Below are 14,143 nucleotides of genomic sequence, written 5' to 3'. Positions count from 1 at the left end.
CTTTAATGCATATAAAAAAAGCTTGTTATTTGATTAGCGATTTTTTCTTCTAAAGATTCTTTGGCTCTGTCTATGTTGCCAAGATAAGCAGTTCTTGCTAAAAGCGAGGTGCTTTGAGTAGAGTTTTTGTAGCTAATTTGTAAATTAACTTGCAAAAGATAGTAATTTTCTACTTCCATTTCAAAAACATCATCTATTTTATCAAAGTCATTATAAAAAAATCTCGCATTAGAAGCAATTAGTCTTTGTGCGTAAGAAAATTTTTTAAAATCTACTATATTGATATAAATTTTATAATCACTTTGAGTATTATCTAAAACCAATCCTAAATTTTGTAATTTTTGAGTGATTTTGGCTTCTAAATTCGTGTTTAATTTTGAAGGATTATTGATGTGTAAAGAAAAACTTTGATTTTTATTAGCATGTAGGAAAATACCTTCATTGTTTGTTTGGATAAAAGTTTGCATAGGACCTGTGCAAGCACTTAAAAACAGTGCAAGCACAAGTAAGAAAAGATTATTTTTGAGCATCGATTATGGTTGGTACGGCACGAAGACCAAGTTTAGAGTATTTTGCAAAAGTTTCTCTTACTGCTTTAACTTCAGCTTCACTAGGCTTTTTATAATCTTTTATATCTTTATCATAGTATTTTTTCATGATAGCAATTTTTTGCGCATCATCTTTAGCGTTTTTGCTTTCTTTGTAGATTAATGCAGATTTTTCAAATGCGCTTGTATCATGGATTGGAGTTAAGATAAATTTAACCTGATGAGTTTTTAGTGTTTCTTCTATCTTATCTAAATGCATTCTGCAATATGGACATTCAGGATCGCTAAAAACATAAAGCAAAGGTTTGTTTTTATCGCCTAAAGAAACAAACATTTTTTCTTTTTTAAGTTCCACTAAGGCTTTTTTTGAAAATTCAGCTTGTTGTTTTTCCATGAGTTTTGCTTGATAAACTTGAGAATAAAACTCACCTTTTTTTACATCAATTACTTCGGTTGTGATGATATTATCTTGAGTAAAAACGATTTCTTGGAAATTTTTACCACTAATTTCAAAATTAACTATCACAGCTTCAAAGTTAGTATCAGGAATTTTTTCTCTACTAGAAACACTAATATTTGCATTTGATAAATTTGGATTTTTCTTAAAAAAATTAATAATTTCTTCATTACTTGCAGCAAATAAAGAACTAGCAAGAGTTAAAAGAGCTAAAGATTTTTTCATTATTTTCCTTTGTTTTAAATTTTCACACAATTATAAAATGTAAATTTTAACACTTATACTTTTAGCATTCTTTTTTCCTCGATTTTTATCACTTGAGGATAGTTTTTATCAAGGTATTCTAAGTAAGCTATGGCGTATTTTCTTGAAATTTGAAAATGATTTTTTACAAAAGCGACATCTAAATGATGATCTTGCAAAAGCTTTAAAAAATCTTGCATGAGATTTTCAAGGGCATTTTTTTCTATAAAAAGATTATGCGCTAATCTTTTGACTTTGTTTTCTTTGGTGAGTTTTTTTAAGATAAGATCCCCGTTTTTTCTATCAAGCTCTAAATACTCATAAAGATTATAAGGTGCGGTGGGTTTTATACCTTCTTTTTTTAAAATTTCATAAAGCTCACAATGAGCCTTTTCTTGTAATTTTTCAAAATTTTGTCCTTTTAAAAACCATACGCCATCTTTAAAATCTAATTTTCCTTGCATTTGCTTGAGTACATAAGCACAAAAACTCTCACTCGCCCAGCTAAGCCTTAAGGCAATAGAATGAGGCGAGATTAAAGCATAAGGATTTTTAGAGAAAATAAAATCAATAAATTCTTTCAAAGTTTGCATAGCATTTAAATCATATACATTTAAAGCTTGCTCATCGACAAAAACATGATCTAAACTTTTTGCCAAGTTTAAAGCTTGTTCATGAGTGAGTTTAAAGCGTTGATAGCTTGAAAGCAATCCAAAGCCAAGTTTGTGAGTTTGTTTTAAAAACTCAAATACTTTTTTAAAATCTTTTTGTTCTAAAAGCGCTAGATATTTAGCTTTTATATCTTTTTTTAAAGGTTCACTCACTGCATTTAACACCACACCGCCACTTTTAATACGCCCATTTTCAAGCAAGATAAATTTATCATCAAAACACAAAGGTAAGTTTTTATCAAACTCTAAACTAATATAAGTTTTATCTTCAAATTCTTTAATTACACTAATTTTTGCATTAAGTTTTTTTGAGCCACTGCAAAATTCTAAAATACTTCCGTGTTTAATCTCTGTATTAAAAACAACTCCATCGATACTTTTAAAACTTTTAAAAACACCTTTTTTGCTTAATACATAGCCTTTTTTTAACTCATGATAATCACAGTTTAAACTTAAAGCAACTCTATTATAAGCTTTTGCTTCTAAAACATTTTCTTCATGAATTTGTATATTTTTTACAATGATATCTTTTTGATTTTCAAGGCAAAAGATTTTTTCATTTTTACTGATTTTTCCTTCATTTAAGCTTCCTGTTACTACTGCTCCTATACCTTTTAGAGAAAAAATTCTATCAATGTAGTATCTAAAAATCAAATTTTCATCATTTTCTTTAGGCTTTAAACTAAGCAGATAGTTTTTTAAATTTAATATACTTTGTTCATCATAAATGCTAGTTGGAAAAACTTTTAAGATATTGATTTTAAAGGTTTTTAATTCTTTTAAAAGCTCTGTTTGTTTTTGTGCTAAATTCTTGCATAAATCAACCTTACTCAAAATAAGCACCACATCTTTTACCCCTAAAAATTCCAAAACCCTTAAATGCTCTATACTTTGAGCCTTTAAACCCTCGTTTATATCTATGACAAACATACATACTCTAAAGCCAAAAGCACCACTTATCATAGTTTTGATCAAGCTTTCATGCCCAGGTACATCGATAAAAGCAATATTTAAATTTTCACTTTTTAAATTTGAAAAGCTAAGATTAATCGTAATGCCTTTTTCTTGTTCTTCTTTTAAATCATCACCCTCAAAACCATTTAAAGCTTTAATAAGCGAAGTTTTACCATGATCAATATGTCCAGCAGTGCCTATGATGATACTATGCATGAAATACCTCTTTGATAGCGTGGATTAAACGGTTTAAATCTTTTTCTAAAATACTTCTAAAATCTAGCACAAAATGCCCATTTTCAACACGGCCAATCACGCCTTTTTTTCTAAATTTTTCTTGTAAAAGCAAAGCTTTTTTATCAAAACTTAGCACAAAAGTATCTAAGCTTTTATCAGGCATAGAGCCACCACCTACTAAACTTTTAGAAGCTTTTAACTCACATTTTATAGGAATTTTTTCTTTGATAAAGAGTGCCTTTTTTTCTATGGTTTTTAAATCATCATTTAAAAGTTTTAGTGTGGGGATTTTTTCATATTCTTTTTCTAAGTAAGCTTTGGTAGTTTCATTTAAAAAAGCTAGAGTAATTTTATCAACCCTTAGCATTCTTAGAAGTTGATTTTTCTTTAGTTGTTGAATGTATTTTTTCTTTCCAAGTATAATGCCTGCTTGAGTAGAACCAAAAAGCTTATCTCCGCTAAAACTTAAAATATCACAATGTTTTAAAAGATCTTTCACACTTGGCTCGTTTTTACTAAGTTGTTTATTAATTTTTTCACACCAGCCTGAGCCTAAATCATAATATGAAATGATTTTTTTCTTTTTTGTTAAAGTGTGAATTTCACTTAAGCTTACCTCTTCAAAAAATCCTTTAAAAGCAAAATTAGATCGGTGGGTTTTTAAAATCATTTTAGTATTTTCATTGATAGCTTTTTCATAATCATACAGATGAGTTTTATTGGTTGTGCCTATTTCTTTTAGCCTAACACCAGCTGCTAGCATGACTTCAGGAATTCTAAAATTTCCCCCAATCTCAACTAGCTCACTTCTTGAAGTAATAACTTCTTCATTTTTTGCTAAGGTGTTTAAGATCAAAAATACAGCTGAAGCGTTATTATTAACAACCAAGCAATCTTCACAATCAAATAATATTTTTAAATTCGCACTAAGTGCGTCATACCTTGAGCCTCTTTTGCCACTTTGCATATTAAACTCTAAATTAGAATAAGAGCAGATGATTTCTTTAGTTCTTTCAAAAATACTCTCATCAATAATGCTACGACCAAGATTAGTATGTATGATAACTCCAGTAGCATTGATCAAGCTTTGACTTTGTGCATTTAAAAATTCATCAATACTTTGAGTGGTTTTTTTTAGTAAATCTTGCAAGCTAAAATTTAAATTTTCATTTTTACTTAGTTCTTTTTTACAATTTGAAACAATTATTTTTGCAAAATGAGCTCTTAAATACAAAGGGTAATTAGCCAAGTTTCCATCGTTTATAAGTGTGTTTATGGGTGGAAAATTTCTAAATTTGTTCATCTTAAACCTTAAGAATAAATTAGTAAAATTATAACTTTTTTATAATGAAATTTATATAATTAAGATTAAAAAATTTAAAAGAGAGTATTATGAAAGATTTTGTATTTTTAGAAAATGAAGATTTAATTCCTTTAAGTGATGATATTAACATAGTTCAAAAAGCCTGTAATGAAGAAGTTTTTATAGGAAATTCAAAGCTTTTAAATCCTGAAGTTTATGCACCTGAGATTAATTTTTACCTTAAAAACTCACAAGATGATGTGCTAAAAAAAGCCAAAACTATTGAGTCTTTATATAAGATTAGATCTAAAGTTTATGATTTAGGGCTTGATTTAGAATACACCAAAGAAGTGGGTAAAAATGTAATTATTGCAAGCAATGAGGATCAAAATGAGCTTATAGAAAGCTTAAAAAAACAAGAATACAAGGTTTTAAAACTAAGTAATGAGCAATGTTTGGGTGTTTTAGGTTGCGTGGGCGAGCTTTGCGTGATAGCTTTAAAAGATAATGAGCAAGTAGAAATTGATTGTGATTTTTTCTTATATGATGTAAAAAAAGAAAGTTTTGATCAACAAAGTGGTTGCTATGATCTAACTACTTTAAGTCAAGAAGAGCTTATAAAACTTTTAAATTCTAATTCTCCAAAATATAAATTTAGAAATTATATTAGTTATGATGATAGCATTTGTCAATACCATGAAAGAAGAAGTATTCATTGTGGGAAATGTGCTGAAATTTGTCCTAGTGTGGCTATTTTAAAAGATGATGAGCAAAGGAAATTAGAATTTTCTCATGTGGATTGTTTAAACTGTGGTGATTGTGTGGGAATTTGTCCTAGCGGGGCGCTTGATTATGCGCCTATGCCACGCAATAGTTTTTATGAAATTTTAAAATTTTATGAAGATAAAATCATTTTAATAATCCCTGAGAAAATGTCTATAGAAAATTTAAATATCACTTTAAAAGAAGATGCAGTGCCTTTTATGATTAAAGGTGAAAACTATCTTGATCAAGCACATTTTTTAGCTATGCTTCAAACAAGTGGTGCGAGTGTGATTTTTTATAGCGATGGTTTGTCACAAGGTGCTTTAGAAGTGATAGCTTTGATGAATGAAATATTTCAAAGAAAATTTAAACAAAATGCAATTTTTCTAGCTAAAGATGAAAAAGAACTTTTAGAGGCTATAAATCAAGCGCATTTTATAGAAAATCTTAAATTTATATCTTATAATCCTGCGCTTTTAAAAAGAGAAGATTTTGCTATAAGATTAAGAGAGCTTATAAAAGAAGAAAATTTAGGTAATATCCCAAGTAAAGAATGGATACGCTATGGAAAAATCACTATCAATACAGATACCTGTACCTTATGTCTTTCTTGTGTGGGAGCTTGCAATGTAGGAGCTTTAGTAGCTGATGCTAAGGATAATTCTTTGAAATTTAATGCTAGTTTATGTACTACCTGTGGATATTGTGAGGCAAGTTGTGCTGAAAAAGATACTTTAATGCTTCAAAGAAGTGGGATAGATTTAGAAAAAGAGTATTTTTCTTTTATGGTTTTAGCTCAAGATGAACTTTTTACTTGTGTAGAGTGTGGGAAAGAATTTGCTACTAAAAAGGCCATTGAAAAAATCGCTAGCATTATGAAGCCAAGATTTATGGGTGATGAAAGTAAGATAAAAACACTATATTGCTGTGCTGAATGTAAAGCAAAAGTAATGATACAAAGTATGAATGTGCTTTAAACTAAAAAATAAACACAAAGTTTAATTGACTTTGTTTTGTATTTTACTCAAATTTAGCGCAAAAGCCTTTTGACTTAAAAGCACTTCATCATTTTCTTTAAAATCTTTAGCTTCTAAAGGGCTTAGTGCTACTTGGCTGATTTGATTGCCTATGGCAAGTATAGCTATAAATATGCTATCTTGCTTTTGCAATTTTAAAATGCGTGCTTTTATGGCAAATTTTTGCGAGCCTTGTGTTTTTAAAAAAACTTCATTAGGCGAGCCTTCTTTGGTGATGGCTCCATTTTCTAAAATGATGACTTTATTGGCTAGTTTATAAACTTCGCTTACATCATGACTGATTAAAATAGTAGTGATTTTATAAGTTTTATGTATATTTAAAAGATAATCATGCAAGTGTAGTTTTATCTCATTATCTAAGGCGCTAAATGGCTCATCTAAAAGTAAAAGTTTGGGTTTTTGCATAATGGCTCTTGCTAAAGCTACGCGTTGTTTTTGCCCCCCGCTTAATTCTAAAATATGACTTTTTTTATGTTTGCTTAAATCTAAAAGCTCTAAAAGTTCATTAGCAAATTTTAGATCTTTTTTAGCAAAAAGTAAGTTTTGCTCTACATTCATATTTTCAAATAAAGCATAATCTTGAAAAACAAAGCCAAGTTTTCTTTTTTGTGGACTTAGAAAGTTTTTATCATTAAAAAATATAGTATCGTTAAAAGTACAAATTCCTTGTGCTTTTTCAAAACCTGCTAAAATTCTCAAAAGCGTAGTTTTGCCACTGCCACTTTTTCCAAAAATAGCACAAAAATCCCCTTCCTTAACTTCAAATTTAACCTTAAGTTTAAATTCTTTTTCTTTATTTTTAAAGATTTTTTCAAAGTCAAGTTTTAGCATAAATACTCTTTGATAAACAAAGCACTAGGATGTACATAAGCAAATACAAAATCATTTTTTTGATAATTTTGCTCTAAAAACTCATGGGTGCTAATTTGAGCTTCGAAAGTACAAATTTCATTTTCTAATCTTACGATAGTGATGATTTGTCCTTGGAAAATATCAATGATTTTTGCATAAAAGGTATTTAAAAATGAGTTTTCTAAATTTTTTTTACTAAGTAAGCATTCGCTACTTTTAAAAGCAAGTAAAACTTCTTGATTAATGCTTGCTTTTTCATCAAGTTCTAAAGCAAGCATATATAATTTATGTTTATTTATAAGAAATTCTACCCAGTTTATATTTTCATGATTTTTTATGGTATTTATTTTGGCTTTAATCATGGGATATTATAGCCATAAGCTTTGAAAATTTCCTTAGCTTTTTTACTTAAAATAAAATCATAAAATTTCTTAGCTTTAGCATTATCTTTACCATAAGAAGTGATGATAATACCTTGGTTGATTGGTTCATAAAGCTTTGGATTGATTAAAATATAATTTTTTCCTTCTTGGAGTTTATAAGATTTTAGCGTATCTTCATATAAAGCACTTGCTGCTATAAAACCTACATCAGCTGCTTTTAGTGTTTGAGTAAGTGCTTCTCCTATGGATTTTGCTTCGATGATTTTAGCTTTTGTTTGCTCATAAATTTTAGCATTTTGTAAAGTTTCTATACTAGCTTGACCATAAGGAGCGGCTTTGGGGTTAGCTATGGTAATGATTTTTACTTTTTCTTCTTTAAGCATATCTAATCCTTTGCTTAAATCCATTCTAACACTGAGTAAAGCTAAAGCTCCTTGAGCGTAAATAACAGGTTTTGTACTAGCAAAATTATCATCATATAAGCTTTGTGCAAATTTCATATTTGCAGCCATAAATATATCAAATGGTGCTCCATTTTTGATTTGTGAGACTAAATTTCCACTAGCGCCTAAGCTTACATTAACACTAATATCAGGATTTTCTTTTTGAAATTCTTTTTGCAAGGCTTTAAAAGCATAAGCTACATTTGCAGCTGCAGCGATATTTACATCAGCACTATAGCCAAAAATACATAAAAAAAGTAGGGTGAAAATTTTTTTCATTTTTTATCCTTTTGGTAGTAAATTTTGAAAAAATTATAGCTTATTTTTAAAAGCAAAAATAAATTTGTATTTTTTGCATATTTTCTATGACTTATTTTATAAGCAAATAAAAATTTTTAATTTTTTTAAAGAATATTTTCAAAACATTTTAATGTAAAAATTTATTTTAATTTTTGTATAATCTATGATTTTAATTTATGAAATTTTAAAAGGAAAAACTTGTTAAAATACATACTAATTTCGTGTTTATTTTTTAACACTTTAATTTTAGCCAATGACTTTGAAGATTTTGAACAAGAATACCAAAAAAAAGAAGTCAAAGATAGCTTTTATAGTTATAATAAAGCTATGAGTAAATTTAATTATAATCTTTATACTTATTTTTTAAGACCTCTTACGCTTTCTTATAAAAGTGTTACTCCAAATTTTGTAAGAACAGGGGTAAAAAATGCTTTTGATACCACAAGATCGCCTTTTAGATTTATCAATCACCTTTTAAGTTTGGAATTTAGAAAAGCTGGAGAGGAATTTGGAAGATTTTGTGTGAATGTTATTTTTGGATTTGGCTTGTTAGATAGTGCAAGCAAAACTTCTTTAAAAAGTTATGAAGCTGATTTTGGAACAACTTTGGGCAAATGGGGAGTAGGTAGTGGCCCTCATCTTGTGTTGCCATTATTGGGACCATCTAATGTAAGAGATGCTTTGAGTATGCCTGCTAATTGGTTTATGGTTCCTGAGGGATATATAGATAATTTTTGGGTTGGTGTGGGTGTAAATGCTGCATTAAAACTGAATGAGTTAAGTTTTGAGCATGAAAAAATAGATGATATTTACCAAAATAGTGTAGATTATTACACTTTTATACGCGATGCATATGAACAAAGACGCCAAGAGCTCATCAAATAAGGAGAATAAATGAAAAAAATCATAGTTTTGCTTTGTAGTGTAGTATTTGCATTTGCTTTAAATTTGCAAGATATTTCTAAAACTATGCAAGAAAAAATTGATGAGAGTTTAAAAATTTTAGATCAAAATAAAAATAACAAAGCTAAAGCAGCGCAAGAAATTTTTGTTTTATTTGATGGTGTTTTTGATTATGAACTTATGGCTAAACTTAGTCTTTCTACAAGATATGAAAGATTGAATGAAAATGAAAAAAATGAATTTAATAAAGCTTTTGAAAAAAACCTTAAAAAAAGCTTCACAGATAAGCTTGCTTTGTATGATTCTCAAAAATTAAAAGTGATTAATTTAGAAGAAAAAAATAAAAGAGCTTTTTTGAAAACTTCTATGATAGTAGATGGTAAAGAAAATTTTGTAATTTTTAAATTTTATGATAAAAATAATGATTGGCAAATTTATGATGTAGATATTTTTGGTATAAGCATCATACAAACTTATCGCTCGCAATTTAAAGATGTCTTGCAAAATGGAGATTTTAAAACCTTACTTGAAAAGCTTTCTAGCGTTGATTTTTCTAAATAATGCTAAGTAAAATTTTAAAAATCTTTCTTAATTTCCCAAAGCTAACTTTGGGGATTACTTTAATCTTTTGCATATTTTTTAGTTTTTTTGCTAAAAATTTAAGTGTTGATGCAAGTGCTGAAAGCTTGCTTTTAGAGCATGATGAGGGTTTGAAACTATATAGAGAAGTTTCAGCACGCTATGGCAATGATAATTTTTTAATGCTTGCTTTTGCCCCTAAAAATAAAGATATTTTTACTAAAGAAAATTTAGAAATTATAAAAAGCTTAACTTTCGATTTGGAAAAAATCAAGGGTGTGCAAAAGGTGTTTTCTATCGCTAATGCGCCTTTACTTGCAAGTTCTAAAGATAAAGAGCTAAAAGAGCTTATCCAAAATATACCTAATATTTTTAATCAAGATGTGGATATTAATCTAGCTAAAAAAGAAATTTCAAACCAACCCTTTTATAAAAATAATATCATCTCAAAAGATGGAAAAACAACGGGAATTTTGATTTATCTAGCGCCTGATCTTGTTTATAATGATTTGATTAATTCAAGGGATAATGCGCAAAATGAAAATGAAAAAGAGCATTTTAGAGCCTTGATTAAAAAACATCAAGAAAGCTCAAGGGAATTTAGTGCAAAAAGATTAGAAGAAATTACTAAAATAGTATCTAAGTATAGTCAAAATGGAGACTTTTTGCATCTTGGCGGTGTAGAAATGATTGCTAATGATATGATTAATTATGTAAAAAGTGATTTAAAAATTTATGGTCTTAGCTTAATAGGACTTTTATTTATAGCACTTTGGTGGTTTTTTGGCTCTTTGCGCTTAGTGTTTTTGGCTTTGGGAATTTGCGTGATTTCGCTTTTTACTTCAAGCGGGATTTTCGCACTTTTGGGCTTTGATATTACCGTAGTGTCTTCAAACTATGTAGCTTTGGTACTTATTATCACTGTTTCTGTTGTGATACATTTGATCGTACATTTTATAGAAAATTGTCACAAACACCCAAAAGCTAGTGTTTATAAGCTTTTACTCTCAACCTTACTTGATAAAGCAAGTCCTAGTTTTTATGCTATTTTAACTACAGTTGTTGGGTTTTTAAGTTTTGTTTTTTCAGATATTGAGCCTATTATCAAACTTGGTATTATGATGAGTCTTGGCATTAGTGTGAGTTTGATTTTAGCTTATATTTATTTTGCGAGTATTTTAGTATTAATGCCGCGTCTAAATTTTAAAGAGCTAAATCAAAATTCGTTGAAATTTTTAAGTTTTTGTGCAAATGCAAGTTTAAAACATAGAAAAATTATCTATGGTATAAGTTTATTTTGTGTGGCTTTTGCTTTATATGGAATTTTACAAATCAAAGTAGAAAATAGCTTTGTGAGTTATTTTAAAGATAGTTCTAGGATTAAACAAGGCTTGCTAGTTATAGATAAAGAGCTAGGTGGAACTATGCCTTTAGATGTGATTGTCAAATTTAAGCAAGATTCAAAACAAAATGAAAGTTTAGATGAATTTGAACAAGAATTTGATGATTTAGCCAAAGATGATAGGTATTTTTTTAGCAGTGAAAAAACAAGAATAGCTGCTAAGGTTCATGAGTTTTTAAGTAAGCAAAAATATGTAGGCTCTGTGCTTAGCTTGCAAAGTTTGCTAGAGCTTGGAAAAAGCATTAATGATGGCAAGGCTTTAGATGATTTTGCTCTAGCGTTTTTATATGAAAATTTAGATGAGAATTTTAAAAAGCAAGTCTTAACCCCTTTTGTTAGTGTAGAAAACAATGAGTTGCGATTTAGCGTGCGTATGCTAGATAGTGATCCAAATTTAAGACGCGATGCTTTTTTAAAACAGCTTGAGAAAGACTTAAATGAGCTTTTGCAAAATGACAATGTAGAGGTTAAAATCAGTGGTATTATGCCTTTGTATAATAATATGCTTCAAAGTCTTTTTTCATCACAATTTGATACTTTGGCCTTTGTGGTGCTTGTGATTTTTGCTTTGTTTGTGGTGATTTTTAGAAGTTTTATTTATGCTTTTGTGGCGATTTTGGCCAATCTCATACCTTTAGCTTTAATATTTGGCTTAATGGGTGTTTTTAATATACCACTTGATATTATGAGTATTACCATAGCTGCTATTTGTATAGGAATAGGGGTTGATGATACGATTCATTATATTCATCGTTTTAAAGAAGAATTAAAACATAAAAGTTTAGAAGAAGCTATAAAAGCTTCGCATATGGGTATAGGAAGTGCGATTTATTATACTAGCGTTACGATTATCTTAGGCTTTTTAGTGATGATTAGTAGTAATTTTATCCCAACGATTTATTTTGGCTTGCTTACGGTTTTGGCTATGAGTTTGCTTTTATTGGGTTCGCTTTTTTTATTGCCAAGTTTTATTTTAAGCTATCATTATCTTAAGCAAAATTATAATAAAGCAACATCCAAACCACATAAAGCCCAAAAGCAATAAGCATATATTTTATAAATTGTTTCATTAACACTCCATTTTTTCTAATGCTCTTAAGATGTAAGTAGCAAACATTAGTGCTTGAGAGCGGTGTGAAATTTTTAATTTTACTTGCTCATCTAATTCACCTAAGGTTTTATCAAAACCTTTCGGGATAAATAAAGGATCATATCCAAAGCCATTATTACCCCTTGGAGTATCAATAGCAAGGCCATGCATATATCCATGCGTGCTAAAATGTCCATATTTTGAGCTTATGGCTATGGCTGCAGTGTAAAAAGCTTTGCTTTGATGTAGATTTTTTTCATGCAAAGCTTGAATGAGCTTGTTTCTATTGGCCTCATCAGTGCCTTCTTGAGAGTATCTTGCAGAAAAAATCCCTGGTGCATTATCTAAAGCCTCTACGCTTATACCGCTATCATCACTTAAGGTGATAAATTCATCTTGCTTTTTGCCTAAAGCATTAAAAATGGCTTTAGATTTTATCAAAGCATTTTCTTTAAAACTTGTGCCATCTTCGATGATTTCAAAAGGAGTGATGATTTCATTTAAGGCATAAATTTCATAAGAAGTTAAAATTTTTTTAATTTCTTCTACTTTGTGTGCATTAGAAGTTGCTAGAATGATTTTTAATTTTTTCTTCATAAATTACTCTTTTTGTTTTGACTTTAAAAAAAGTTTATCAAAATCATAGTAAAATTATCCTTTATAAGGAGAAAAGATGTTAAAAACCGTTTTACCTTTGTCTTTTATTGTAGGAACTAGATTTTTTGGATTGTTTATAGTTTTACCAGTTTTAAGTTTATATGCTTTAAATTTAAAAGGAGCCAATGAGTTTTTAGTAGGGCTTTTAGTGGGTGTGTATGCTCTAACTCAAATGGCATTGCAAGTTCCTTTTGGAATCATTTCAGATAAAATAGGGCGTAAAAAAACTATGCTAATAGGACTTGTAGTGTTTATTATAGGTTCTTTGGTATGTTCATATGCTGATGATATTTATACGATGATGTTTGGAAGGCTTTTACAAGGAGCAGGGGCCATAGGAGCAGTAGCTACTGCTATGATAAGTGATTTTATCAATGAAGAAAATCGTGGTAAGGCTATGGCTATCATGGGTTCATTTATAGGACTTTCTTTTGCAGCTTCTTTGGTGCTTTCTCCTTTAATGAGTGCTAAATTTGGACTTTCAAGTTTGTTTGATTTAAGTGCCATTTTAAGTTTAATTTGTATCGTGCTTTTATTTAGTGTTGTGCCAAAAGAGCATACAATAGTGCATGAAAATACTAAAACCCCATTAAAAAAGCTTTTAAAAGAAAAAAACTTAGCTTTGATGAATCTTACTAATTGTATGCAAAAAATGCTTATGAGTATTGCATTTTTAAGTATTCCTTTGGTTTTAGTACATGAGTTTAATTATCCAAGTGAAAATTTATGGCATGTTTATGTTAGCTCTATGGTGCTTGGGTTTTTAGCTATGGGTTTATCAGGATCTTTAGGAGAAAAAAGAGGCTTAAGCAAAGAGATATTGCTTTTAGGTGTGGCATTTTTTATCATAGCTTATATTATATTTGCTTTTTCGCATAATGCTTTAGTGTTTATGGTAGGCGTTGTAGTGTTTTTTATAGGATTTAATTTGCATGAGCCTATTATGCAAAGTTGTGCGAGTAAATTTGCTAAGGTAAATGAAAAAGGTGCAGCTTTGGGTGTATTTAATGCTTTTGGCTATTTTGGAAGCTTTTTAGGTGGTGTTGTAGGAGGATATTTTTTACATCATTTTAGCTTAGTTACTCTTGCTTTTATTTTGGTTATTTTGTCTGTAATTTGGTTTGTTTTACTTTTGTTTTTACAAAGTCCAGCGGATTTTAAAAATGTCTATTTATCTTTAGAAACAAAGCATGGTTTAAATAATATTAAAGGCATAAATGGAGTTTTAGATGTGTATAAAAACTCTAAATTTTTAGTGATTAAATACAATAAAAAACTCACAAGCGAAGAAGAAATTTTAGCGATTATTGAAAAATAAT

13 protein-coding genes are annotated in these 14,143 nt (G+C 29.0%); 5 read left to right on the top strand and 8 right to left on the bottom strand.

Annotation, left to right across the window (positions count from 1 at the left end; genetic code table 11):
• Positions 1 to 2: 2 nt before the first annotated feature.
• From CLLT_RS06475 to selA, 4 genes are read right to left on the bottom strand one after another with little or no spacing between them, the layout of a single operon-like run.
• Positions 3 to 530, bottom strand: coding sequence for a hypothetical protein (locus CLLT_RS06475; protein WP_074692862.1), 528 nt, complete (start codon positions 528 to 530; stop codon positions 3 to 5).
• A complete protein-coding gene (locus tag CLLT_RS06470) occupies positions 517 to 1,230 on the bottom strand; it encodes a bifunctional thiol oxidoreductase (protein WP_074692860.1) in 714 nt (237 codons plus the stop codon). The genes CLLT_RS06475 and CLLT_RS06470 overlap by 14 nt, the downstream gene beginning before the upstream one ends.
• 53 nt (positions 1,231 to 1,283) lie before the next feature.
• Positions 1,284 to 3,089, bottom strand: coding sequence for a selenocysteine-specific translation elongation factor (gene selB / locus CLLT_RS06465; RefSeq protein ID WP_074692859.1), 1,806 nt, complete (start codon positions 3,087 to 3,089; stop codon positions 1,284 to 1,286).
• Positions 3,082 to 4,413, bottom strand: coding sequence for an L-seryl-tRNA(Sec) selenium transferase (gene selA, locus CLLT_RS06460; protein WP_074692857.1), 1,332 nt, complete (start codon positions 4,411 to 4,413; stop codon positions 3,082 to 3,084). Before selA ends, selB begins: the two co-directional genes overlap by 8 nt.
• Before the next feature lie 89 nt (positions 4,414 to 4,502).
• Between selA and CLLT_RS06455 the strand changes: the two genes are divergently transcribed.
• Positions 4,503 to 6,155 (top strand): 4Fe-4S dicluster domain-containing protein, encoded by a 1,653-nt coding sequence (locus CLLT_RS06455; RefSeq protein ID WP_074692855.1) that lies wholly within the window; start codon positions 4,503 to 4,505, stop codon positions 6,153 to 6,155.
• A 21-nt stretch (positions 6,156 to 6,176) separates the two neighbouring features.
• On the opposite strand, the gene CLLT_RS06450 is transcribed toward CLLT_RS06455, so the two are convergent.
• Genes CLLT_RS06450 through modA form a run of 3 tightly spaced genes read right to left on the bottom strand, consistent with a single transcriptional unit; the run spans position 6,177 to position 8,172 of the window.
• Entirely contained in the window at positions 6,177 to 7,046 is an 870-nt protein-coding gene (locus CLLT_RS06450; protein ID WP_074692854.1) for a sulfate/molybdate ABC transporter ATP-binding protein, read from the bottom strand.
• Entirely contained in the window at positions 7,040 to 7,429 is a 390-nt protein-coding gene (locus CLLT_RS06445) for a hypothetical protein (protein WP_074692852.1), read from the bottom strand. The genes CLLT_RS06450 and CLLT_RS06445 overlap by 7 nt, the downstream gene beginning before the upstream one ends.
• Positions 7,426 to 8,172 (bottom strand): molybdate ABC transporter substrate-binding protein, encoded by a 747-nt coding sequence (gene modA / locus CLLT_RS06440; protein WP_074692851.1) that lies wholly within the window; start codon positions 8,170 to 8,172, stop codon positions 7,426 to 7,428. The genes CLLT_RS06445 and modA overlap by 4 nt, the downstream gene beginning before the upstream one ends.
• Before the next feature lie 219 nt (positions 8,173 to 8,391).
• Here modA and CLLT_RS06435 point away from each other — a divergent pair, with 219 nt between their 5' ends.
• Genes CLLT_RS06435 through CLLT_RS06425 form a run of 3 tightly spaced genes read left to right on the top strand, consistent with a single transcriptional unit; the run spans position 8,392 to position 12,122 of the window.
• The gene (locus CLLT_RS06435; protein WP_070257236.1) at positions 8,392 to 9,078 is read left to right on the top strand and encodes an MlaA family lipoprotein; all 687 of its coding nucleotides are present in this window, start codon (positions 8,392 to 8,394) and stop codon (positions 9,076 to 9,078) included.
• A 9-nt stretch (positions 9,079 to 9,087) separates the two neighbouring features.
• On the top strand, positions 9,088 to 9,657 hold the full coding sequence (locus CLLT_RS06430; RefSeq protein ID WP_070257238.1) for a Tgt2/MlaC family protein: 570 nt from the start codon (positions 9,088 to 9,090) through the stop codon (positions 9,655 to 9,657).
• Positions 9,657 to 12,122, top strand: coding sequence for an efflux RND transporter permease subunit (locus CLLT_RS06425; protein WP_074692849.1), 2,466 nt, complete (start codon positions 9,657 to 9,659; stop codon positions 12,120 to 12,122). Before CLLT_RS06430 ends, CLLT_RS06425 begins: the two co-directional genes overlap by 1 nt.
• Positions 12,123 to 12,146: 24 nt before the next feature.
• Here the strand turns inward: CLLT_RS06425 and rdgB are convergent, their stop codons facing one another.
• Positions 12,147 to 12,764, bottom strand: a complete 618-nt coding sequence (gene rdgB / locus CLLT_RS06420) for an RdgB/HAM1 family non-canonical purine NTP pyrophosphatase (RefSeq protein ID WP_074692848.1) — start codon at positions 12,762 to 12,764, stop codon at positions 12,147 to 12,149.
• A 76-nt stretch (positions 12,765 to 12,840) separates the two neighbouring features.
• Between rdgB and CLLT_RS06415 the strand changes: the two genes are divergently transcribed.
• A complete protein-coding gene (locus CLLT_RS06415) occupies positions 12,841 to 14,142 on the top strand; it encodes an MFS transporter (RefSeq protein WP_074692846.1) in 1,302 nt (433 codons plus the stop codon).
• Position 14,143 lies beyond the last annotated feature (1 nt).

Origin of the sequence: Campylobacter lari subsp. lari, from assembly GCF_013372185.1 — a bacterium.
Lineage (GTDB): Bacteria > Campylobacterota > Campylobacteria > Campylobacterales > Campylobacteraceae > Campylobacter_D > Campylobacter_D lari.
This window is presented reverse-complemented; position numbering and strand designations above follow the sequence as displayed.